The organism is Candidatus Nitrospira neomarina (assembly GCF_032051675.1).
Classification (GTDB): domain Bacteria; phylum Nitrospirota; class Nitrospiria; order Nitrospirales; family UBA8639; genus Nitrospira_E; species Nitrospira_E neomarina.
On sequence record NZ_CP116968.1, the window covers coordinates 1,459,096 to 1,483,014 of the forward strand.

A 23,919-nucleotide genomic window follows, 5' to 3' on the forward strand; every position below is an offset into this window, starting at 1 on the left:
CATGCACGAAGCCGAACGGATTCAATCGTATCAAACTCAATGTCCTGATCTTCGTCCGGCCTTGATTAGAGATTTTGTCCGGCAGATGGATCCGGATTATTTTGACTGCTTTCCTCCCGCCGCTATCCTGGAACATTTAGCTCTGGCAAACCAGCTCACGTTTGAACGACCCTGTGCTATCTCGATCCGGACTCTCCCCGCCCGGCAATATCAACTGACCCTGGTGGGGTACGATTATTTTTCAGAATTTGCCATGTTCTGTGGCGTGTTATCGTCCTTTGGGTTGGACATTCGCGAAGCCACGATTTTCACCTCGCTGGAGACCCCTTCCCCCACTTCCCTTTCCACGAAATCCACTCCGGGGCACCTACCCATGGGTGGGTCCTCACAAGGGACTCGAGGGTTGACCCGAAAAATTGTGGTGGATGTCTTTCACGTACAGGCGCTGGAAGACTTGAAATTTGAGGAACCCGAGCAACGTGAGCTTCAAGAGATGGTGACAGCCCTCCTCATCCTTCTTCAAAAGAATCAGATCCGGCAAGCCCGTCGCCAGGTGAATCGCCGGCTCATTGAAAATTTAGAAAACATGCGACAGAAACCGACGGAGATGGTCCATCCGGTGCACATCAGCTTTTCCAACCCGCGTGGCAGTCATGAAACCATCCTGGATATCAGCTCAACCGATACGCCGGCGTTTTTATACACCTTTGCCAATGCCCTGGCCATGCGCGGCATCTATATTGTGAAAGCCAAGATTGAAGTCGCGAAGCATCGCGTCCGCAACCGTCTCTACGTCCGCGGGCGGCAAGGCGAAAAAATTCAGGGGAAAGCCGAACAACAGGAACTGCGAACGGCGGCCACCTTACTGAAAGAATTCACCCATTACCTGAGGTGGGCGCCGGATCCCGGGAAGGCGCTCGACCATTTTGATCAATTCCTGGATCAATGGTTAGAGCAGGCCAATTCCCCATCGCATCTCACCAAACTGAGCCAGGCTTCCACTCTGGAACGACTGGCGCAACTCTTTGGGAGCAGTGATTACCTGTGGGAGGACCTCCTTCGCCGGCAGCATAACAATTTGTTGCCCATGATGAATCAGTACCAAAAAGGTCCATTGATCCGGTCGAAGGCTATACTCAGCAAGGCGATCGAGCCGATATTGCTCAAAGCCAAAACTTCCGACGACAAAAAGCAGCGCTTGAATCAATGGAAAGATGAAGAACTGTTTCGAATCGACATGCGTCATCTCCTGGAGAATAGTCCACTCCCGCAGTTTTCCCAGGCCCTGACCAATCTCGCTGACGTCATTCTCAATCAGGCCCTTTTGCATTCTCAACAGGCGATCAATCCAAAAGCCTCCCTCACCGCTCCGCCGTCGATGGCAATCTTTGGATTAGGGAAACTCGGGGGAGGCGAATTAGGGTATGCCTCCGATATCGAGATTCTGTTCGTCTATCACATGCCGGGCAAACCATCGCGCGGTCAGACCGCGCGGGTATCCTCGGATTATTTTGAACGTTGGGCGCAGGAATTTCTCCAATGGATTGAAGCCAAACAGGAAGGCATTTTCCATCTGGATACCCGCCTTCGGCCACATGGAGAAAAAGGGCTCCTCGCCAATTCCCTGGAAGAAATTCGGCGGTATTATACGTCAGAGGGCGGAGCCGCCCCCTTTGAACGACAAGCCCTTATCAAGCTCCGGTTTCTTGCCGGCAATCGTGCGGTCGGAAAAGCCGTTGAGCAACATCGTGACCATTTTGTCTATGCTCCCGACCCATGGGACTTGCAGACCGCCCTCCACCTTCGTGAACGGCAGACCAAGGAATTAGTCCGGCCGGGAACCACGCATGTCAAATACGGAGCGGGTGGCCTCCTTGATGTGGAGTATACCGTGCAATATCTTCAACTCATGCACGGCCACGACCATCCCTCCATTCGTTCTCCCAACACCCTCGAGGCCATCGATCACCTGAGCGGAGAAGGCCTGTTCAGTCTTGAGGAAGGGGCACAACTCAAAGACCACTATCTGTATTTCCGGCAACTCATTGATGGACTGAGAATTGTCCGTGGCCATGCCCAGGACCTTGTTCTGCCCCCATCCGGTTCTGATGAAATGGTGTTTCTCGCTCGCCGGCTCGGGATGCTCACCACCAACTGGCTTCAAGGGGCCGACGATCTGGAGCATGCTATCCACTCCAGGATGAAAAAAATTCACGAACAATTTCTTCGACGGTTTCCCAAACGCTAACGCCCGGGCATCCGAAGGCATGACGTCATCCCTTCATTGAATACCCGGGCGTTAGGAAACCCACTGACCTTTCCCGCAGACAGGCGAAAGGTTCACATTCAATGCTTACACATCATAGTACATGAAGTATTCATACGGGTGTGGCCTGACTCGAATGGCATCGATTTCATTAGACCGTTTATAGGCGATCCAGGCTTCAAGCAGGTCCTCGGAAAACACTCCGCCTTTCAAAAGAAATTCATGGTCATCCTCAAGCGCCTTTAAGGCCTGGTCCAGACTCGAAGGCAATGAAGGAATATTCCCTAACTCCTCCGGTTCTAAATCATAAAGATTTTTATCCATGGCTTCGCCTGGATGGATTTTATTTTGAATCCCGTCCAATCCGGCCATCAGCATGGCACTGAACGCCAAATACATGTTGCAGGAAGGATCAGGGAATCGAACCTCAATGCGCTTGGCCTTGGGACTCGGAGAATACATGGGAATCCGGATGCCGGCCGATCGGTTCCGGCTGGAATAGGCCAGCAACACCGGTGCTTCAAAGCCCGGTGTCAGGCGTTTGTACGAATTCGTAATCGGATTAGTGAGCGCGGCTAGGGCCGGACCATGTTTGAGTATCCCGCCGATATAATATAAGCACATCTGCGAGACACCCGCATATTCCTTCCCGGCAAACAGAGGCTTTCCGTCTTTCCAAATACTCTGATGCGTATGCATTCCGGTGCCATTATCCCCATAGAGCGGCTTGGGCATGAAGGTCACGGTTTTGTTATGCCGCCGCGCGACATTGCGCACAATATATTTGTACATCATCATCTGATCGGCCATCTTGACCAGAGTATCGAATCGAAGATCGATTTCGGCCTGGCCCGCTGTGGCTACTTCATGATGATGCTTTTCCACCCTGATTCCGGCTTTTTCCATTTCCCGGCACATCTCCGACCGGATATCCTGTTGCGAATCGACGGGGGCCACGGGGAAATAGCCCTCCTTGTGGCGCGGTCGTGACCCGAGGTTGACTCCATCTTTTCCGGAATTCCAGATGCCCTCTTCTGAATCAACAAAGTAGTAACCGGAGTGACTGTTTTGATCAAACGACACATGGTCAAAAATAAAAAATTCGGCTTCAGGGCCCCAGTAGGAAATATCTCCGATTTTCGTGCTCTTGAGATATTGTTCCGCTCGAAGTGCCACTCCACGGGGATCCCGCTCGTAGATGGTCCGGGTAATCGGATCTTGCACGTCGGCAATCAGGCTTAACGTCGGAATTTCCATAAATGGATCCATGCAGGCGGTATTCGGGTCAGGCACCACCAACATGTCGCTATTTTGGATCATGCGCCAGCCACGAATAGACGATCCATCAAATCCAGAGCCTTCTTTAAAGAGGTCTAACGTTAACTCTGATGTCGGAATCGAAAAATGCTGCCAGGTCCCCATGAGATCGACAAACTTCACGTCGACCATTTCCACCTTGTTCTTTTTCGCAAAATCCAACACTTCTTTCGCGGTCATTCAATACCTCCTTCGCCAGCACAACTGTTTATAAAAGTAACAACACCCTCATCTCCTCAACTGATAGCACGCATGCATCCGACGTGGATCGGAGGCCAGTCCCGTTCCACCCCATCGTGCCTGAACCCACACCTCCATGTTAGGAATAAGCCCGTTCGTTGTGTTGACTGAGGTCCAACCCCATTTCCTCGTCCTGGGCGGAGACTCTCAGCCCCACTGTCACATCCACGATTTTAAGAATGAGATAGGTCCCGATGACAGAAAACGCCAAGGTTACCAAAGCCAATACCACTTGTATACCAAACTGTCCTGGATTTCCAAAAAAGAAACCCTGGGCTCCGATGGAGGCAAACAACCCTGTCGCTAATATGCCCATAAATCCGCCCACGCCATGAATGCCCACGACATCAAGCGAATCATCATAGCCGAGCCGCATTTTCCACACGACCGCGATATAACACACGGTGCCGGCAACCAGACCAATCAGAAGGGCTGCCATCGGCCCGATAAATCCTGCAGCGGGCGTCACCGTGGCCAAACCCGCGACCACTCCACTGGCGACCCCTAACGTGGTTGGTTTTCCCCTATGGACCCATTCGGCTACCATCCAACTGAGTCCCCCGGCCGAGGCGGCCGTATGAGTGGCAAGAAACGCCGCCGCGGCCACGCCATTGGCTCCTAACGCACTCCCCGCGTTAAAGCCGAACCACCCGAACCAGAGGAGGCCGGCACCAAGGACGGTCATCGGCAAATCATGTGGAGGCATCGGCTCTGCACCAAATCCCTTGCGCTTCCCAAGCATCACGGCACAGACCAGGGCTCCGAATCCGGAAGAGATATGGACGACCGCCCCTCCGGCAAAATCCAAAGCGCCAAGCTTGGCCAACCACCCGCCCCCCCATACCCAATGGGCCAAGGGGGCATAGATCAGAAGGGACCATAAGACGGCAAACATAAGTAACGCTTTAAATTTCATCCGCTCGGCCACACTGCCGGTAATCAGAGCGACGGTGATGGCGGCAAACATGAGCTGGAAGAACATAAAGACTTGATGGGGCACCGTCGACGCATATACCGGACTGGGATCCAATCCCACACCATTCAGACCCACCCATGCCAGGCTGCCAATGACCCCTCCAACATCAGGACCGAAGGCTAAACTGTATCCGCACAGCACCCAAACCAGGCTAATGACACACAGAATCACCATCGTATGCATGATGGTTCCGAGCACATTTTTTTTGCGAACCAGTCCGCCGTAGAATAAGGCCAGACCGGGAAGCGTCATACACAACACCAGCGCCGAAGACATTAAGAGCCAGGCCGTATCCCCCGTATCAATTTTCGGCAAACCCTCTTCACCTGCCCAAACAGCAAAGGGTTGAGTGAAACTCAGGCCAACCACCAGTCCGGTCAATCTTCCCATCGTTGAGCGTGGAATCAACAGATTCATTTCCCCTCCTCGAGTAAACACGTGATGTGGTCTGGTGCCAATGGTCAGACTGCTCCTTCGCCCGATTCCCCCGTACGAATACGGATGACGCTATGTAATTCGGAAACAAAAATCTTTCCATCCCCAATACTGCCGGTTTTGGCTGCACGCATAATGGCTTCCAGAGCCTCTCCCACTCGATCATCGGCCAAGGCGATTTCCAGTTTAATTTTTGGAACGAATTCAATCTGATATTCAGTGCCACGATAGGTCTCTTTATGACCTTTTTGACGACCAAATCCCTTCACTTCGGTGACAGTCATGCCCTGAATACCCAACTCGATCAAAGCATCTTTCACTTCATCTAACTTAAAGGGTTTAATAATGGCTTGAATCAGCTTCATAGGAACCATCCTTCCATTGGATTAAGACACTCTGAATATCGCCTTCCGTCGTCCCAGGCAACGGACTCTCCCGACCGCTCTTGCTCTCGAAACCAACACATCTCTTGTGTATGAATTACCCATAGGCCCGTTCCCGGTGTTGGGTCAGATCACAGCCGAGCACCTCATCTTCTCGAGTGACACGTAACCCGATCGTGCCCTCAACCAGTTTGAGGATGAGATAGGTGCCGACAAATGAGAACGCCCATGTTGCGCCCACTCCAATGACTTGGATGATGACCTGGGAGGGGTTTCCGAAAAAGAGCCCGGTGCCTCCACCCATGCTCGCAAATAAGCCGGTGGCCACGGCCCCCCAGGTTCCTCCGATCCCATGGATGCCAAGCACGTCCAAGGCATCATCATAGCCCAGTCTATGTTTTAAAAATACTCCGAGATAACACACCACGCCTCCTCCAAACCCAATCACAAGCGCCCCGATGGGCCCCACATATCCGGCGGCTGGTGTGATAGACACCAGACCTGCAACGGCACCGCTGGCCGCGCCCAACACAGTCGCTCTTCCTCGATAGAGTCCCTCCACGCCAACCCAGGCTAACGCTCCGGCAGCCGTCGCCACATGAGTGGCCACAAAGGCACTCGCCGCAATTCCATTGGCCGCGAGGGCACTTCCTGCGTTAAATCCAAACCACCCGACCCACAACAAACTGGCCCCGATGACCGTAAACGGCAGGTTATGGGGGCTCATATTTTCGGTACCATATCCGTGGCGTTTTCCCAAGACAAGCGCGCAGGCTAACGCAGCCACCCCCGAACTGATGTGGACCACCGTCCCACCGGCAAAATCCAAATCACCCAATTCTGCGAGCCACCCACCTCCCCAAACCCAATGAGCCAGAGGCGCATAAATGAAGGTGACCCACAACACGGCAAACAAAGCAAAGGCACTAAATTTCATTCGCTCCGCAATGGCTCCACTGATGAGCGCCACGGTAATCGCCGCAAACATGAGCTGAAACACCATGAAGGCCAAATGAGGAATCGTGGAACCTTCAAGCGGTTCTGGTCCCACCCCTATCAATCCCAACCAGTCGAGTCCGCCAATGACGCCTCCCACATCCGGCGCAAACGCGAGGCTATACCCCCAAAACACCCACACCACACTGACGAGACAGACGGCAATAAAACTATGCATCATTGTGCTTAACACGTTTTTACTCCGGACCATCCCGCCATAAAACAACGCCAATCCGGGTATGATCATGGCCAACACCAGGGCCGAGGACATCAACACCCAAGCCGTGTCGCCGGCACTGAGATCTGACGTGCCTCCATCTTGAGCCCACACGGATGAGCCCAACCCGTTCAAGACCAAAACAGACAGGACTGCCGAAAATATGGTTCTCCTGGCTTTGTGAATATAGACCTTCATCGTCTTTTGCTCCTTGGACCTCTTCTTTAAAAGAGGAAAATGGCTTCAACCGCCAGTGTCTGTTGGTTATTAGTCAGAGTATTTCTTCCATCTAGAAAGACATTTTGATTTGATTTGTCATAGCGAAATTCCAATCGGGTGATCAGCGACGGAGTCGGCTTATATTGAAGGGTCACCGTGTTCTCCCAAAGGGTTTGTGCGATCGGAGCTGACACAGCACAGACATTCGCATTTCCACCGGATCCGGCCGTCCCCAAACAACTCAGATCGCCTCCGGCGTCCTCCCAAATTTCTCCACGAAAACGGAGACCCCATTGTTCATTGAAATCATAAATGACGTATCCCGCGACACCATCCCAACGAGCATTGCGACCCGAGCTGATGGCACTCCCATTTTCCTGATTGGCATAATACGCTTCCACCACAAAACCCAATTGATCAGTAGCCTGGAAGGTCGCATACCCACCGATAAGAACCCGTGTGCCAGAACCCGATCGCGTATTAGAACTTTCCTTTCCAACAATGCCATACACATTCAATCCAAGCGCTTCCGTGGGGCGATAGGACACTAACCCTTCCACAGATTTCGCCGTATTATTGTCTTCCGTCAAGCCGGTAAATGAACTGATCACGCCCGCAGCCACCGACAGCTTTTCGGTGAAAGGATAGAACAGCCGAATCCCGGTGGTGGTAAATGGCTGTCCCAATCCAAACAGCCACGATCGGGAATAATTAAGATTAAAGGGACTCTCAATGACTTCATACCCCACCAAGGTATTCATGCGGCCGAGCCGAATATCGAGCCCATTTCCGATCGGGGCGACATACTGGACATACAGTTCCTGGAAATCAACGTCATCACCAGTTCGCCCACCGATAAATTGAGCGTCTTCCCCAAAATCTAATTTTATTCGAAAGCCGGCACGTTCGACGACATTGCTGGCGTTGGTGCCTTCCTTTTCAAAGACCAATTGCGCCATATTGGGTCTGAAAGAATTGGCATCCCCGTCAAAGATGCGCAATTGATTCGCATTGGCCCCAGAATTTTTTGGATAATTGAAATTTTGTGTGTAGGAAGCCGCCACATACCCATAGAGTTTGAAATCCTCCTTGGTTAACACCGCCGCCTCACTCACGCTCGTGCCGCCGGCCACCACAAGCAGCGCAAAACCAAGGCCCAATAACCCTCCACGGCTATGGGCCTTCTGTGAATGGTGAAAGGTGATTCCAGGTATTAGGTCTCCAATCATGTAGCCCTCCGTGTTTTTGAGGTCGCACTCGCCATCCCACGACCAGAATTTTCCGACGCCACCTTCCCCGATAATGATCAGCCACGCTTCATTGACGAGACTCTATTAGGTTTCCCCAGGAACAACGAACGGGCATGAGGTCAAAAAGGCAAAAAAAAATCCCCAACCAATTTCCTTGGCTGAGGACTTCATTGTCCGCGTTCTATTGTATGGGAGGTCGCCCATGGGACTTCGTTGTCCTTGGCGACCTATTGGGGATTTTTTACCACCCAAGTTACCATGTGTCAAGGGAGAGACATCAAAATAAGCCCTAGGTTGATGAAAAAACGGCGCCTCGCAAAAATTCTTCAGCTGATTTCTTTCTCACCTACTTCAGCCGGGATATGAGAAACATGCCAACCTCTCCTTTCCGTGCTTGCCAATACTCCATTCCCTTGAAAGAATAGGCCTTCTACTCTGGCTCAGCTCCTTCATTGGCCTGGGTTGATCCAAGCCTTCAAGGAACCGGCTATTTTCTTTCTCTTTAAGGAGGTCATAAATGGATTCGTTTGCTTTTGAAAAGCTTACTCCTTTTCTCACAGCCAAGTCGCTGGTCATGATGGAAGCCACCTTACGGCTTCTTCTTATCGGAGTTGTCGCATACATCGGAATCCGCGCCGTTCGTTTCGGCCTCCACAAACTTGAACGCATTTTACTCACTGTGAGGGAAAACGATGAGAAGAATCTGTTAGCCGCTGAAAAACGGGTGAAAACGCTCATCGGCTTGCTTATGACCATTGGCCTCACGTTGGTCTGGGTCGTCGCCGTGGTGATGGGATTGGATCAGATAGGGTTGGATATTACACCCATTATCGCCAGTGCGGGCATCGTGGGACTGGCTGTCGGCTTTGGCGCACAAAATCTGGTCCGGGATATCATCAATGGATTTTTTATGATCTTAGAAAATCAGGTACGGGTTGGAGATGTGGCCGTGGTGAATGGAACCGGTGGCTTAGTCGAAGCCATCAGTTTCCGGACCATTACCCTACGCGACCTGTCAGGAACGGTTCATATTTTTCCGAATGGCACCGTCACGACCCTCGCCAACATGAGCAAAGACTGGTCATACTATGTCATGAATATCGGTGTAGCCTATAAAGAAGATACCGATCGGGTATCTTCCGTCATGAAGGAGGTAGGCCGGGATTTACAAGCCGACCCGGAGATAGGACCAAACATTCTCGAACCCATTGAAATATTGGGAGTAGACGACTTCGGCGAATCGGAAGTCGTCATTAAAGCCAGATTGAAAACGCTACCCATCAAGCAATGGATGGTCGGGAGAGAATATCGGCGACGCCTGAAAAAAGCCTTCGACCAAAATGGAATTGAAATTCCCTTTCCCCATCGCACGCTCTATATGGGAGAGGCCAGCCCCCCATTTTTAGTCAAAAACACTACGTCCCAGGTGGAGAGGCCAACGCCTTAACCGACAATTAGGGCATCGACTCTTTACTCTCTGGAGGAGAGGATGGTGTATTTGGGGAGGGAAAGGCTTTCCAATAACCTCTTGCCAACAGGCCCCACCCCACAAGAAAACACAACCCTCCAAAAGGAGTGATCATCCCTAATCCACGTACACCCGATAGGGACATGACATACAGGCTTCCTGAAAACAACACGATGCCCAGGGAAAAGGCCCAACCGGCCCACCTGAACTGGCGAAGGGGAACATAGACCAAACTCAAGCCGGCACTGAGCATGCCAAGGGCATGGATCAAATGATACCGCACACCGGTTTCAAAGACCCCCAACATCTGTTCAGAAAGAAACGGCTTGAGTCCATGTGCGCCAAATGCGCCAATCGCAACACCAAGGAACGCCATCAGCGCCCCACTCAGCAGTATTTGCCGTGCCATACTTTGTATCCTTTTATGGTGAACTGGTTGTGGGATAGATCCGTCCCCATTGAATTTTTTGCCAGACTCGCTCATGAAGCCAATATAAAAAAATTTTCGTGACCAATTCCGTTAATCCCACCGAAGCGGCAAGAAGGAGTTCTCCAGAAAAAATAAACACCAAAAGGGTGGTATCCAACGTCCCAACTGCCCGCCAACTCACACCCTTCACCACACTACGCCAATGAGTTTCCATAGGTTCCTCTTATCGTTGACCATGCCGCATGAGAACAGCAAAAAGATTGACTAAGATGATTTTCCCGACGACTTTTTTTTCTTCTGTGTTGCACCTGGTACCGGTTGTATTTTCATATTGGAAACTCCCCCTCCCTGCTGGGGGAATACAAAATCTTCAAGAGTATAATGATCAAGGACCGATGCAATGGCATTCCGCACATCCAGCATGATGCGCTGAATCGGACACGTCGTCGTAGCGGCATGAGGACAATCCTGGCATTTTTGATACGCCGTCTGACTCACACAGGCGATCGGTGCGAGAGGGCCATCCAGAAGGCGAATAATCTGACCCAAGGTGACTTCACGGGGCGACTTAATTAAATACACCCCGCCATGGGCGCCACGACGACTCCCAATCAATCCTGCGTTTTTTAAGGACAACAAAATCATTTCCAGAAAACCCAATGGAATATTCTGCCGCTCCGCCAGGGATTTCCGTTGCACAAGTCCCTTCCCGAACTCCTGAGTCAGTTCCATCATGGCCCGCAAGGCGTATTCGCTTTTTTTAGAAAATCGCATAATACTACATAAAGTTAACTAATATTATGCACAATTAACATAAATTGGGTTAGGTTTCTAGACCACACTCAGCGATTTTATGATGGAAAGTGGGAAGCGGGAAGAAATATTGGCCTCAATGGCATCCGCACAAGTCTACAGTTAGGAAAAGGATCTCTATCTCATCGAGATTCATGCAGCTCAGCTCCGCTTCCGGTGGATAGCATAATTCAAATCTCCTACTCTGAACCAGCGGTACCCGTACGATTCAAGTGCCATTTTATGGATGCCGGAAGGAGGACTGTGACTTTCTTCCTCTGCCAGAAGATTGACTAACCGATCTCCGCCTTCCACTCCAGGTCGAATCCGGACTTCTTGCGGTTTGTCATCGAAATTATGCAGCACCACCAGGGAATTGCCCCCCCAATCATATCGCATGCCAAGCACTTTCTTGGAACCTGTTTGAAGTATGTTCCACGTGCCCCAGCCGATTTCCGGACATTCTTTGCGTAAACGAATTATCCGTGCCATCCAATTCAGTAAAGAGCCGGGATCCCGTCGTTGCGCTTCAACATTAATCTGTTTGTAACTATACATACCGGATTCAATGACAGGAAGAATCGGGTGTTCCGCTGTGGAAAACCCAGCCTGGGCCTCATCAGACCATTGCATAGGGGTGCGCACAGCCGCACGTTCTTTTAAGGTCAAATCATCGCCCATGCCAATCTCATCTCCGTATCGGATCACGGGCGTGCCAGGCAGAGAGAAGAGCAGGCTATGAGCAAGCTCAATCTGCCGTCGGTCTCCCAGCATGGGCGCTAAACGTCGCCGGATACCACGATTGTACAGTTGCATGCGTTTTTCAGGTCCGAATCTCGCATATACTTTCGCTCTCTGCTCAGTAGTCAGCCGGCCTAGATCGAGTTCGTCATGATTACGGAGAAACTGGCCCCATTGTGCGGTGGGCGGAAGATCCTGCGTGGCTTTCAGCGCATGAACAAGAGGAGCAATATCCGATGTCGCCATAGCATAAAACAGATATTGGTTCACATAAAAATTGAACATCATGTGGATGCCCTCAGCATTCTTCCCGAAATATCGCTGATTTTGCTTGGGCAGGACATTAGCCTCACCCAAGAGGATGGCATCACCACAGCGCCACTGCAGAAAGTTCCGCATCTCACTGAGGTATTCGTACCGCATCACCGGTTTCTTTTTTCCGGGCGCCGGTGTTTCAATGATGAACGGCACCGCGTCGACACGAAATCCCGCCACGCCTAATTCCAACCAATATCCCATAATCCGCCTGATCTCCGTACGGACTTCTGGATTTCCCATATTCAAATCTGGTTGAAAATTATAAAAACGATGAAAGTAGTATTCCTGGACCTTCTTTTCATAGGTCCACGTTCCTTTTTGGACCCCGGGGAACACCATGCCTTGATTCCAGTCCGACGGACGCTTTTTCGACCAGACATACCAGTCGAAATAGGAGGAGTTTTTATCCTTGCAAGCCTGCTGAAACCATCGGTGTTGATTGGACGTATGATTCACCACGAGGTCCATGATGACCTTGATGCCGCGCTTTTTTGTTTGGTGCATGAACTCCACAAAGTCGCCGCTCGACCCATGACGAGGATCGACTCCATAGTAATCAGAAATGTCATACCCATTATCACGGTTTGGTGAAGGTTGAAACGGGGAGAGCCAAATCGTCCCGATTCCTAAGGCATGCAAATAGTCCAGTCTTCTCGTCAGACCCTCAAAGTCCCCTACCCCATCCCCGTCGGTGTCCATAAACGTTTCGAGGTCGAGACTATAGATCACATTATTTTTATACCAAAGATCTTCAATCACGGTACCGGATGTGTCCTTCTTGCCCATCTGATTCCCTCAACTTTCACCACCCTTCAGATACACATTCAAGGATGTGGAATTTTTATTGGACCAACAGAGAATAAAATATTAACGATTTAACCACTTCCAGCCTCGTTGAACAATGCCGGAGGAAGAAATGAAAAAAATCATTTTTGATGACGGAAAGTCAATGACATGAAATGCCATTCACTTAATTTGAAGGCTCTTAAAAATTCTGGCCAGAAATCTGAAGATGCATTCGCATTCCTATATAGCCAGTTTTCTCCATCAGTTATTTCAGATGGGGAATGCACACGAGATTTCTTTTTATTGAGTGCACCATCAGTAGCCTTCACCTGGGCAAACCTGTCTGATCTCAGTAGGACCGAAAGCAAGGCCCATAGAAGAAAACGCGCGGAGACTATTAAAGATCCCACCTAACAAACGGATTCACTTCCCCTCATTCACCATACCATTCTACAATTTTGGGAAATTATCAATAGCCTTGACAGAAATTCGAAATGAGTAGAATCTAACTACTCCGCGTTGGAAACTTGATAACAAGTTATACCTTTATCCGGAATTGGTGAAGGAAAACAGGATTCTATTTTGTAAAAGCGGAGAGAACTCCTCATGAACGGTGACCAGCAAACGCCGATGAAAGTGTTCTCCTCCTATGCCCATGAGGATGAATCCTTAAGAGACGAACTGGCAAAACACTTAGCAATTCTCAAACGACATGGCCTCATATCCTCCTGGCACGATCGAGAGGCATCACAGAATTGACCAATTTCACAACGATCTTTCTGCTGAGAATTCAACTCAGTACAAGAAAGAGGGCTTCATGAACAAAGCCTATTTTATTGTCGGAGTTACTTGTCTTTTTGTGGGATGTATTGGGGGCCATTGGGCCAAAGAAGGGACATCTCCCGAAACCGTCCAACAAGACTACCGCGAATGCCAAACGATGGGAATAGTTCAAGAACCGCAACCGGCTACACTGGGCGATAAAATTGGCGCCAATCCCGACATGAGCGGCCGGGCTATTGAACAATGCATGCGAGGGAAAGGGTATCGGTGGGTTACCGAAAAGACGACTAGCCCATAGGAAAGGGAAACAACCTAGGCCTCCCTCTTCTACGTTTTTATCTTATTGGCAAATTGTCCGGATGGAACTATTTTGATTGCGGAAGGGGCCGACAATTAGCCTAAAAGTGAAGACCTGAATTTTTTCAAGCGTTAAGACCCTAAGTGTAAGTAAATGGTGGAGGGCACGGGAGTTGAACCCGCGACCCCTACGTTGCGAACGTAGTGCTCTCCCAACTGAGCTAGCCCCCCACACTTGGGATTCGTACGATGTGAAGCGTTGGAAAAAGAAGTCCTTATGAATTGAAAAATATCACAGGATTATAACTGACTGTTCGTCGAGTTGCCATCGCTGACATATTTTTTTGTTTGCCCGCAATCCCCTCACCGCCTATAAATCGTTGAAATCCGACAATTCGTTCTAGGAAAGAATGTGGACCTTGCGTCCTTCAAGATGTACCCGTTTTTGTGCCATCAATTGAAGAGCCTGAGGATAGCATTCGTGCTCTTTTTCCAAAATGCGGGCGGATAAGGATTCAACCGTATCCCCCTCTAGGATAGGCACAGCGTCTTGCACAATGATAGGTCCTTCATCGACCCCTTCCGTCACCAGATGCACTGTGCAACCGCTGACTTTTACGCCCCACTCCAAGGCTTGACGTTGAGCATCGAGTCCTGGAAACGCCGGTAGAAGCGATGGATGGATATTCAAGATCTTCGATGGATACATTCGAATCAAGGCGGGGGTCACAATCCGCATATATCCCGCCAGGGCCACATATTCCACCCCATGTTGCTGGAGAAGGGCACCCATTGCCAGATCATAGGCTTCACGCGGGTTGGCTTCCTGGGCAAAAGGTTTTGGATCCAGATAGACCGTGGGAAGCCCGCGTTCCTTCGCGCGCTCTAAGCCCGCGGCATTGGGCTTGTTGCTGGCTACGACCTTGAGAGTCGCATCCAACGAGCCACGATCAATGGCATCCAGAATGGCCACCAGATTTGATCCGCGGCCTGAGATTAAGACCCCAAGGGCAAGCGACACAGTTTCAACCTCTTAATGCGAATAGAAAAGCTTTGGCTCAGAAGACGGACGATCTCGAACCTCTCCAATGACACAGCCCCTCATCCCTTGTTCCTGAATAATGTCTAATATCCGGCTGGTTTCTTCAGAGGGCCCCACCACGACCAGACCAATTCCCATATTAAACACGCGAAACATTTCGTCTTGATCAATGGCTCCTGCTTCTTGAAGAACTGTGAACAACGAGAGTGGCGCCCACGTGCTTCGATCGATAACCGCTTGGCAGGACTCCGGAATGACTCGTGGCACATTCCCGGTAATTCCACCACCGGTGATATGTGCCAGGCCGTGTACTCGGCTCTGGGACAACAACGCTTTGACCAGTTTCACATAAATAAGCGTCGGTATGAGTAATGCCTCCCCGACTGTGCCCGGCAAGCCGGGTACCCGGGTCTCAGGAGACCACTCTTTCAGCTCAAGAGCGACTTTTCGCGCCAGGGAGTATCCATTACTATGAAGTCCACTCGACCCGACTCCAATGAGCACATCTCCGTGTTTAATTTTTTCGGGGCCCAACATCTCCGACCGTTCCACCACCCCTACCGCAAAACCGGCCAGGTCGTATTCGCCCTGCGGGTAACATGAAGGCATTTCTGCGGTTTCTCCACCGATCAAGGCACATCCGGCTTGCCGACATCCCTCGGCAATTCCCTGAATAATCGCTTCTCCGACTTCGACTTCAAGATGACCCGTCGCGAGATAATCCAGAAAAAAGAGCGGCTCCGCCCCGCTGACAATAATATCGTTGACGCACATTGCGACCAAATCAATCCCGATCGAATCATGTCGATTCATTAAGGTGGCCATCTTGACCTTGGTCCCCACGCCATCCGTCCCGGACACCAGAATCGGCTCACGATAGCGGTCGGAAGGAAACCGAAAGAGGCCACCGAACCCTCCGATGTCTCCCATGACTTCAGGACGGAAGGTAGACCGAACCATGGGGCCGATTCGTTTGACAAAATCATCGCCTCGTTGAATATCAACTCCCGCTTCTCGATAGGTGGCCATGAGGGTATCCTTAATCTCCGTCGTTTGGTTCAAATGCTGAAAGCGTCAATTCGACCAATGTTTCAAGATGTGCCGTCTGAGGAAACATATCAAATGGTTGCATGCGCTGAACGGTATAGCCTTTTTCACATAACGCTTTGATATCCCGGGCCAATGACGGGGCGTCACAAGACAGATAGAACAGTTTCGGGACTTGTAAGATTCCCAAGCGGCCTATAATTTGTGGATTGAGCCCCGCACGTGGAGGATCCAGAAGGATAACATCGTAGGCGCCGGATTTGACAGTCATGAGATAGGATTCGACTGAACTGATCCGCACACGGCACCCTGTAATCACATTCATGCGTAACGACTCACGGGCATCGTGGATGGCAAACGGATTCCCTTCCACACAGGTTACCTGAGCACCATGGCTCGCGAGGCTGAGACCCAGGGGGCCGGTTCCGGCATACAACTCCAAAATCCGTTGCCCTCTCACATTTCCAAGCCATTCCTCAACCATCTTCCCCAACAATTGAAAGACGTCCCAGTTGGCCTGCATGAATGACCGAAACCCCATTTTCAAGCGCAACCCTCCAAAGGCTTCCCATACATGATCCGCTCCTCGCACAATCGGCTCATGCCGCACACGGCGCCTCGAATCATGTTCTGGTGCTTCAGCGCGCTCATAAATCAACCCCTTGATGTTGGCGATCTCAGAACAGGCATGCATCAAACGTTCGACGTGTTCTTTAGTCAAAGCCCGACCGCGGAATACCAACAGACCGCCCTCCTCCAGTTGGGACCATCGGATTTCCACACTCTCCAAATTCATCCCCTCGATGACCAAGGAGCGAAGGCTGGAACGGACAGAGTCAATCACCGACCGCAACCTGTCGTCCACCAAAAAACATGTGTCAACCGGTAGCAGTTGTTGAGTTCCTGATTCGAAAAAACCCAAAAATAACCCGTCGGGCCCCTCTCCGATTCCCATTCGAAGAACTTGCCGATAGCCATAGGGCCTTGGAGACGGGATCACCGGAGAAATCAGCACATCGGAAATTTTTCCAATCCGACGAAGGGTATCTTCCAGAATCAATCGTTTTTGAGAAAGTTGGGCTTCGTATTGGATATGCTGAAGCTGGCATCCTCCACATCGCCCGACAACCGGGCAGAGGGGAACGACCCGGCTGTCAGCCGGATCCTGGACCTGGAGGATTTTCCCATGACTCACGCCTTTGCGCCGACTGAGAATCTCCACCTGAAGAGCTTCCCCGGGAATGCCGCCGCCACACAACACCACCTGACCATTCACTCGTCCGAGACCGAATCCGCCAGCCACCAATTTTTCAAGGTGGAGGGGATGTGAAGAGCCGGGAGATAACGTTTCAGTAGAAGAGGGTGAAGGAGTCCTGCGAGGCTTAATGTTCGGGCCGGAGTTCAACATGAAGTAACTTAATCTTTCTGTGTAAATGACTACGCTCGATTTTCAATTCATCAGCGGTTTTGGAAACATTCCAATTATTTTCCCTGAGTTTAAGAGATATGACTTCCCGCTCAAAGGCATTCCGGGCTTCCCGGAGCGAATCATAGTTGGTGCCCACGGCAAGGGAGGGCACCCCGCTTGGCGCCCGACCCTGAAGGAACATCTCAACATCTGCCGCCTCAATGATGGTCTTCGGCACCATGATTAATAAGCGTTCAATCAAATTCCGGAGTTCACGAATATTGCCCGGCCAATCATGCCGCTGCAAGGCCTCCATGCCTTGCGGACTAAACTCTTTAGGTTTCATGCCCTGTTCTTCAGAATGCAGTCGCAAAAAATGCTGCGCGAGTTCAGGGATATCGTCTCGACGCTCCTTGAGTGTCGGAACCACAATCGGCAACACATTTAACCGGTAATACAGATCTTCACGGAACGTCCCTTTCCCAATCTCCTCCCCCAAATCTTTATTGGATGCGGCAATGACCCGGACCTGGACATTGATGAGTTTTGTTCCCCCAACCCGGGTAAATTGTTGTTCTTGAAGGGCACGCAACACTTTGGCTTGCGTGGCCAGACTCATGTCCCCGATTTCATCCAAAAACAGGGTTCCTCCGTCCGCCAGCTCGAACTTGCCACGTTTCATAGAGCTGGCGCCACTGAAGGCCCCTTTTTCATGCCCAAATAACTCACTCTCGATCAACGTTTCCGGAATCGCCGCACAATTGATTTCCACAAAGGAACGATTATGCCGGGGACTCTGCAAATGTATCGCGCGGGCGACCAGTTCTTTTCCTGTCCCATTTGCCCCGGCAATTAACACACGACTATTGGCTGGAGCCGCCATCGCGATCAGTTCGCGAAGCCGCTCCATAGGAGGAGAAGAGCCCACCAATTCAAATCGTCGCTCCACCTGAATTCTAAGATTCAGGTTTTCCTCTTCCAGCTTGCGTTGATGCAACGCATTGCGCACTAATATGGTGACCTTTTCCAGGTCTAGGGGCTTTTCCAGATAATCATAGGCGCCCAATTTTGTGGATTTGACGGCGGTTTCAATGGATCCATGCCCCGACATCATCACGACCAGGATGTTGGGAAACTGGGTGCGCAATCGTTTCAATGTCTCCAGCCCATCCATCTCCGGCATCCAGATATCCAAAATGACTAAATCCGGCACCTCACTTCGGACAAGTTTGAGTGCCTCAAGGCCGCTCTTGGCCACCAGCACTTGATAGCCTTCATCCTCAAGAATGCTACTTAAGGTATTAAGAATGGCTGGTTCGTCATCAATCAGGCAAATGGTCTCGGCCACAATACTCCCTCCATCAGGTATGGAATGAATGGTCCCTCACGTGTGTCACGCGAGACAACCCTTCCGGAGAAAAGACAGTCCAGCCACTGACGCTCCCCTCCCCTACAACGGCAATTCGAATGTAAATAACGCACCTTTTGGATGATGATTCTCTGCATGAATGGTCCCATTGTGATCGGAGATTATACGATGCACAATGGCTAATCCCAAGCCTGTTCCCGTTCGCTTTTTTGAAAAATACGGCACGAACAACATTTTGTGATCATCCGGCTGAATACCCATCCCTTCATCCGCCACCCTGACCACGGCCCGATGCCGCCGCCAATCGCACTCCGTCGTCACCCAGAGACGGCCATGATCGTTCATGGCCTGGATCGCGTTATCAAACAAATTAACCAACACCCGGTGCATCTGCTCCGGATCACAATTCAATGCCGGAAGGTCTTCATCAAATTCGACAATAAATTCAATGTCACGATGCGCCCCCGTATAGAGGTAGATCACTTTCTCGATAATGTCATGCAGGGATGCTTTCCGCATCTGGGGAAGCGGCATTCTGGCATATTTCGAAAACTCATCGACCATCCCTTTTAACCGGGTGACTTCGCTAATAATGACGCCGGTAGCCTGATCGAATATTTCATCAAATCCTGTAGACTTTTCTGCGTATTTTTTTCGCAACCGTTGGGCCGACAATTGAATCGGGGTTAAGGGATTCTTTATTTCATGAGCAATGCGTTGCGCCACTTCCTGCCAGGCCGCCGTTTTTTGCGCCTTAATGAATTCCGTCCGATCTTCAAACACAAACACAAAACCCAGGTCCAACCCGGCATCGTTCTGCATTCTGGAAATATTGAGGCCTACGGTCAAGAGCCGGCCATTGGGTGTTTCCATCTGGCCATCCATGGACACACTTTCCGTCTGTTCCTGGAGCATCTGGTCATAGGCTTTCTGAAACAATTGCAGGTTGAAGGACTTGAACGCGTCATGAACCGGTCGTCCACGCAAGTCGTCACCCTTCACTCCGATAATCCGTTCAGCGGAGGGGTTAAATGTGGAAATCAGACCGGCCATATCGATCGATAGCACGCCGGCGGCAATGGTTTCCACCACCGCTTCGGTGTAGGCCCGACGTTGATCGATTTCCACATTGGATCGTACGAGCGACATATTCACTTCTTCCAAGCTGGATTTACTGGTGCGCAGATCGGCGGTCATGCGATTGAACGACTGGACCAAGGTTCCGATTTCATCCGTGGCCTTGACGTCAATATTCACATCTAAATTCCCTTTGGCGACCGCTTCGGTTCCTTCAGCCAGTCGTTGGATGGGGACCGTAATCCCTCGGGCCACATAAAACCCGAACCACGTGGCGCCAAATAAAATCAGCACCGTTACCACGGCCACAAACAAATAGGCTCCACCCTTGATCGGATTTTTCATGGAAATGATCTGCCGGTATTCCTCAAATTGTTTGGCAATCCCATCCATTTTCATCACCAAGACTTCCGGCACATAGGACGACACCACCACAACGCCAAACACGCGGTCAGTTTGACCATTTCCCCGGATCGGCGCCGCTGCCCGGATTAGTTTCCCCACCGGAGCTTCCTGGGCCGAAGACATGGGCTGACCCGTATCCAGGACATGGAGCACCAATTGTCCTACAGGAAGGCTCAACACCGCATCAGACAACTTGGGATCCATCATGCGGGCCAAGGTTTCCATTTTTGGCGAAAAGACCTCCACGCCCGCTAAATGATATTCCTGTTGCATGCGGGCCATAATGGCTTTCAATAATTCCCGATGTTCCGGGTTTAATATATCTTCTCGAAAAATTTCCTTGCTTATGGCGCGCGCCGTATCCGCTGTTAATGATTCGCGTTCCTCTTGATAGAGATGAGCGACTTCTTCCGAGTCCCGTAAGACCTGCATAATCTGATCATTAAACCACACGTCAATGACTTCACTGATGACTCCGCTGGCCACCAAGGCAAGCAGCACCGTGGGAATCAGGGCAAAGCCGATAAAGGCGGCGACCAACTTTGACCGGAACCCCTTCCCCAACAGCTTATGACGCTTTTCGAAAAAGGCCCGAATCAAATTTCGAGACAGCAGAAGGGTGAGCGCCACCAATCCGACGCTATCCAGGTACACCAGAAAAAGCACCAGGGCATAGCTGGGGCTTGGAAGTATCGAATCCGGTTGCAGGGGGCCTGATAAGCCATACCGGGCGTAATAGAGGGTAAGGGCCAGGCAGGGCAACAACAAAACCAAGACAATCCAGACAGGCCTATAATGATGCCGTTTCTGCTTCGAGGCGGAACTGTGGGAGGGAACACCCGGCTCGCTCGACGTGGACGGCAACCCCGTTCGAGGAAATTTCCGGGATTCAGTGGGCGATTCTGAGAGAAGGTTCACGGCGTGTCAGTGGGAGAATATCATCCAAGGGCCAGTCAACTATGATCATTATTGATCAAGAACAGGAACAGCGCAAGGCGCGACCATATCCCCACTATCGATTCGTCTGTCTGCCTATGGGCGAAATGAGAAGCCCTTGCCTGGAAGCTTGCGGGAAGGAAGAGGATTCGCCAGGTATCAGGGAGAAACCGTACTGCCCTTCCCTGACGTGACGCTGACATATTTCATCCGCAGGGTATAGAGCATATCTCCTAAGACGGACGCTTCCTCAGACGTAAGATTTCCTTTGGTCTTCTCTTCCAGCAAAGATAAGATATCAACAATTTCCTTGGCCTGGGGAAGATTCATGGGCGGTGCGGGCTGTTGAGGATCCAAAGACTCTCCCATCAGCATGAGAGATGAGGTTCCGAGGGAAAATACAAACGAGGAAAATGACAAGGGAGGATGAGGCGCATGAGATGATTCCGCCGAAGAATGGGGTTGCGCCATAGAGGGCTCTGGCGGTGGTGGAGTAGAGGCTTCTGGCTCCGATCGCCCTCGTTTATCCCGAATCACAAACCCTTGCTCTTCTTCGCTCATCGGACACCTCCTGTAGTGGGAAAACAGTAGCACTAACCGATGGTCTCTATCAAGAATCCAGGACTTACACTGAGGGAGAAAACGGGTATAATGCCCTCGCACCCAACTCAAAATTTTTGACAGTCTCATGAATCAACCATCTCCAGAATATTCCTCCTCCGCTTCTCCGACAACATGTTTGTCGGATTTACTGGCGATCATGTCCAAATTGCGTGGACCCGACGGCTGCCCTTGGGACCGTGAACAAACGAGTCAGTCCCTCAAACCTCATCTTCTTGAGGAAACATATGAGGTGCTGGAAGCCATAGATGCCGGTCAGCCTTCCGCCCTCAAGGAAGAATTGGGGGATCTCTTGCTACAGATTATGTTTCATACACAAATTGCCTCAGAACAGAATCAATTTTCATTCAATGACGTGGCCAACGGGTTAGCCGATAAACTGATTCGACGCCACCCCCATGTTTTTCAACAGACCACCGATGCTTCACCTGTCACAACAGCCCAAGATGTGAGCCGGCAATGGGATCGACTCAAACAACAAGAACAAGCCACGCAACCGGGACCTCAGTCACTGTTACAGGGGATTCCCAAAATCGCTCCAGCTCTCCAGCGTGCCTTTCAAGTCCAAAAACGGGCCTCGCGCGCAGGATTTGATTGGGAGACCATTGAGCCGGCCTTGGAAAAATTCAAAGAAGAATTGAATGAATTATATGCTGCCGCTGCGGAAAGTATTCCGTCGTCTTCGGAAGGGACTCCTCGACCAGAAAACCCGCCGGTTCAAAGCACCATTGAAGAAGAGTTGGGGGATGTGTTCTTTGCCTTAGTCAATGTCTCACGGTTCCTTCGAGTCAATCCTGAAGAGGCGTTACGCCGTGCCACCAATAAATTTATCTCCAGGTTTCATTTCGTTGAATCACAAGCTGCGTTGGAAGGGAAAGATCTTCGCGACTATACGCTTCCGCAACTCGATAAATGGTGGGATGCGGCCAAACATCTGGAGCGGCAACCACCACAAAATTCCAAAAGCATCGAAGGAGCCACAACGTGAGCCAGGAAGAAGAACCGACAGAGGGTCGACGGGTAGGCATCCACCCACTTATCGTGGTGTTTGGCGTCATTTTTGGTTTATGGCTGTTCATCACACTCATCATTCCTAAATCCAAAAATTTGCCTAACCAGGGACCGGGAACCACGCCCAAGACCCCCGTGGGTCTCCACAACATCGTATCGACTGACCTCATTCCGACATATGAGGCGACCGGAACCGTCGCGGATATGAAAGCCATCACCCTTCTGGTTCCTCCGGCCACCACAGATAGTCAGGTGGTCGCGCTGTTGCAATATTTCCAAAAAGCCCGACTGGATAATACGCTGGACACCCTTTTGCCACCCACCACACCGGGAGACAAACTCGGGGAATTCGCCATTGCCGACATCTATATTTTTTCAGAAGCCCAATACGGCGTGACCGAATCAGCCAAGGCCTTAGGCCGGGGAGCTCATGCTCCTGGGGAATTTTATCCCAGCTCCATTCCATACGAAGTGGCTATGGAAAATGTCCGCGGCCACTATGCGATTGACCTGTACAATAAAAACTCGCCGGAGCATGCATCCCTGGGATTTGGTGAGGACGAGACGGGGGTGTATTCCAAACGGTATCAACGCGTCTTCTAATACATTTGAGATGTGCGAAGGGGAGAAGGGTCTCATACCTCCCACTGAGATGCCCTCCCCAAAATTTCTGGGGCGCTCAGAGTCCCGTCTGATCGTGGATAGATTTCCGCAAAACAGCCTGTTCAGCCTTCATCCACTGATCCAATTCAGCAAACAGAGAAATGGAGTCGCCTGTAAAAGCCCCAATCATCACATCCAGACGATCAGCCAGCAATCCATCCGCGTCGGCAATCTCAAGTTTTTTATCTGCAATGGCTCGCGAAAGGATTTGATTAATCCGAAGCTGTTGCCCAACTGATCCGCCCACGATCCCCAGAATCGAGTTTTTCAAATAGTCCAGCTCCAGTTCAATCGAGACCTTCACTCTGACTCCCTGTGCGGTTGCCCAATCAGGTCGCTGAACGGAATAATCATAGGAAAAGGCCGGCTCGCGTGGTTCCCGATAAGGACCCATCACATTCAAGACAATTAAATCTGACTGCATAA

Annotated in this window: 21 protein-coding genes and 1 tRNA gene; 5 read left to right on the forward strand and 17 right to left on the reverse strand. The window is 50.9% G+C overall.

The window, feature by feature from the left end:
• Window position 1: 1 nt before the first annotated feature.
• Entirely contained in the window at window positions 2-2,248 is a 2,247-nt protein-coding gene (locus tag PQG83_RS06460; RefSeq protein ID WP_312747969.1) for a [protein-PII] uridylyltransferase family protein, read from the forward strand.
• A gap of 105 nt (window positions 2,249-2,353) precedes the next feature.
• Here the strand turns inward: PQG83_RS06460 and glnA are convergent, their stop codons facing one another.
• The 5 genes from glnA to PQG83_RS06485 form a co-directional block, all read right to left on the reverse strand.
• On the reverse strand, window positions 2,354-3,763 hold the full coding sequence (gene glnA, locus PQG83_RS06465; protein ID WP_312747970.1) for a type I glutamate--ammonia ligase: 1,410 nt from the start codon (window positions 3,761-3,763) through the stop codon (window positions 2,354-2,356).
• A 139-nt stretch (window positions 3,764-3,902) separates the two neighbouring features.
• On the reverse strand, window positions 3,903-5,189 hold the full coding sequence (locus PQG83_RS06470) for an ammonium transporter (RefSeq protein WP_376753577.1): 1,287 nt from the start codon (window positions 5,187-5,189) through the stop codon (window positions 3,903-3,905).
• A 71-nt stretch (window positions 5,190-5,260) separates the two neighbouring features.
• Window positions 5,261-5,599, reverse strand: a complete 339-nt coding sequence (locus PQG83_RS06475; RefSeq protein ID WP_312747972.1) for a P-II family nitrogen regulator — start codon at window positions 5,597-5,599, stop codon at window positions 5,261-5,263.
• Between the two features lie 115 nt (window positions 5,600-5,714).
• Window positions 5,715-7,028 carry an ammonium transporter gene (locus PQG83_RS06480; protein WP_312747974.1) on the reverse strand — a complete coding sequence of 438 codons (1,314 nt, stop codon included), beginning with the start codon at window positions 7,026-7,028 and terminating at the stop codon, window positions 5,715-5,717.
• Between the two features lie 26 nt (window positions 7,029-7,054).
• Window positions 7,055-8,278 carry a porin gene (locus tag PQG83_RS06485; protein WP_312747976.1) on the reverse strand — a complete coding sequence of 408 codons (1,224 nt, stop codon included), beginning with the start codon at window positions 8,276-8,278 and terminating at the stop codon, window positions 7,055-7,057.
• A 538-nt stretch (window positions 8,279-8,816) separates the two neighbouring features.
• On the opposite strand from PQG83_RS06485, the gene PQG83_RS06490 reads away from it, so the two are divergent.
• Window positions 8,817-9,746 carry a mechanosensitive ion channel family protein gene (locus tag PQG83_RS06490; protein ID WP_312747978.1) on the forward strand — a complete coding sequence of 310 codons (930 nt, stop codon included), beginning with the start codon at window positions 8,817-8,819 and terminating at the stop codon, window positions 9,744-9,746.
• A gap of 7 nt (window positions 9,747-9,753) precedes the next feature.
• Here the strand turns inward: PQG83_RS06490 and PQG83_RS06495 are convergent, their stop codons facing one another.
• From PQG83_RS06495 to PQG83_RS06510, 4 genes are all read right to left on the reverse strand, one after another.
• Entirely contained in the window at window positions 9,754-10,176 is a 423-nt protein-coding gene (locus PQG83_RS06495) for a DUF423 domain-containing protein (RefSeq protein ID WP_312747980.1), read from the reverse strand.
• 13 nt (window positions 10,177-10,189) lie between these two features.
• Entirely contained in the window at window positions 10,190-10,411 is a 222-nt protein-coding gene (locus PQG83_RS06500) for a DUF2061 domain-containing protein (RefSeq protein ID WP_312641722.1), read from the reverse strand.
• Between the two features lie 50 nt (window positions 10,412-10,461).
• A complete protein-coding gene (locus PQG83_RS06505) occupies window positions 10,462-10,971 on the reverse strand; it encodes an RrF2 family transcriptional regulator (RefSeq protein WP_312747982.1) in 510 nt (169 codons plus the stop codon).
• A 180-nt stretch (window positions 10,972-11,151) separates the two neighbouring features.
• Window positions 11,152-12,807, reverse strand: coding sequence for an alpha-amylase family protein (locus PQG83_RS06510; RefSeq protein WP_312747983.1), 1,656 nt, complete (start codon window positions 12,805-12,807; stop codon window positions 11,152-11,154).
• 844 nt (window positions 12,808-13,651) lie between these two features.
• Between PQG83_RS06510 and PQG83_RS06515 the strand changes: the two genes are divergently transcribed.
• Window positions 13,652-13,915 carry a hypothetical protein gene (locus PQG83_RS06515; RefSeq protein WP_312747984.1) on the forward strand — a complete coding sequence of 88 codons (264 nt, stop codon included), beginning with the start codon at window positions 13,652-13,654 and terminating at the stop codon, window positions 13,913-13,915.
• Window positions 13,916-14,069: 154 nt separating this feature from the next.
• On the opposite strand, the gene PQG83_RS06520 is transcribed toward PQG83_RS06515, so the two are convergent.
• The 7 genes from PQG83_RS06520 to PQG83_RS06550 form a co-directional block, all read right to left on the reverse strand.
• Window positions 14,070-14,145, reverse strand: a tRNA-Ala gene (locus PQG83_RS06520).
• Window positions 14,146-14,314: 169 nt separating this feature from the next.
• Complete coding sequence (purN, locus tag PQG83_RS06525) at window positions 14,315-14,935, reverse strand: phosphoribosylglycinamide formyltransferase (protein WP_312747986.1); 621 nt, start codon at window positions 14,933-14,935, stop codon at window positions 14,315-14,317.
• 12 nt (window positions 14,936-14,947) lie between these two features.
• Complete coding sequence (gene purM, locus PQG83_RS06530; protein ID WP_312747987.1) at window positions 14,948-15,985, reverse strand: phosphoribosylformylglycinamidine cyclo-ligase; 1,038 nt, start codon at window positions 15,983-15,985, stop codon at window positions 14,948-14,950.
• 10 nt (window positions 15,986-15,995) lie between these two features.
• The gene (gene rlmD / locus PQG83_RS06535; protein WP_312747989.1) at window positions 15,996-17,411 is read right to left on the reverse strand and encodes a 23S rRNA (uracil(1939)-C(5))-methyltransferase RlmD; all 1,416 of its coding nucleotides are present in this window, start codon (window positions 17,409-17,411) and stop codon (window positions 15,996-15,998) included.
• Window positions 17,386-18,759 (reverse strand): sigma-54-dependent transcriptional regulator, encoded by a 1,374-nt coding sequence (locus PQG83_RS06540; RefSeq protein WP_312747991.1) that lies wholly within the window; start codon window positions 18,757-18,759, stop codon window positions 17,386-17,388. The genes rlmD and PQG83_RS06540 overlap by 26 nt, the downstream gene beginning before the upstream one ends.
• Before the next feature lie 102 nt (window positions 18,760-18,861).
• Window positions 18,862-21,180: a sensor histidine kinase gene (locus PQG83_RS06545; protein WP_312747993.1), complete on the reverse strand. Its 2,319-nt coding sequence runs from the start codon at window positions 21,178-21,180 to the stop codon at window positions 18,862-18,864.
• A 177-nt stretch (window positions 21,181-21,357) separates the two neighbouring features.
• Entirely contained in the window at window positions 21,358-21,759 is a 402-nt protein-coding gene (locus PQG83_RS06550) for a DUF1844 domain-containing protein (protein ID WP_312747995.1), read from the reverse strand.
• A 127-nt stretch (window positions 21,760-21,886) separates the two neighbouring features.
• Here PQG83_RS06550 and mazG point away from each other — a divergent pair, with 127 nt between their 5' ends.
• Window positions 21,887-22,807 carry a nucleoside triphosphate pyrophosphohydrolase gene (gene mazG / locus PQG83_RS06555; RefSeq protein WP_312747997.1) on the forward strand — a complete coding sequence of 307 codons (921 nt, stop codon included), beginning with the start codon at window positions 21,887-21,889 and terminating at the stop codon, window positions 22,805-22,807.
• Window positions 22,804-23,433, forward strand: coding sequence for a hypothetical protein (locus PQG83_RS06560; protein ID WP_312747999.1), 630 nt, complete (start codon window positions 22,804-22,806; stop codon window positions 23,431-23,433). Before mazG ends, PQG83_RS06560 begins: the two co-directional genes overlap by 4 nt.
• Window positions 23,434-23,509: 76 nt before the next feature.
• On the opposite strand, the gene PQG83_RS06565 is transcribed toward PQG83_RS06560, so the two are convergent.
• A complete protein-coding gene (locus PQG83_RS06565; protein WP_312748000.1) occupies window positions 23,510-23,917 on the reverse strand; it encodes a hypothetical protein in 408 nt (135 codons plus the stop codon).
• Window positions 23,918-23,919 lie beyond the last annotated feature (2 nt).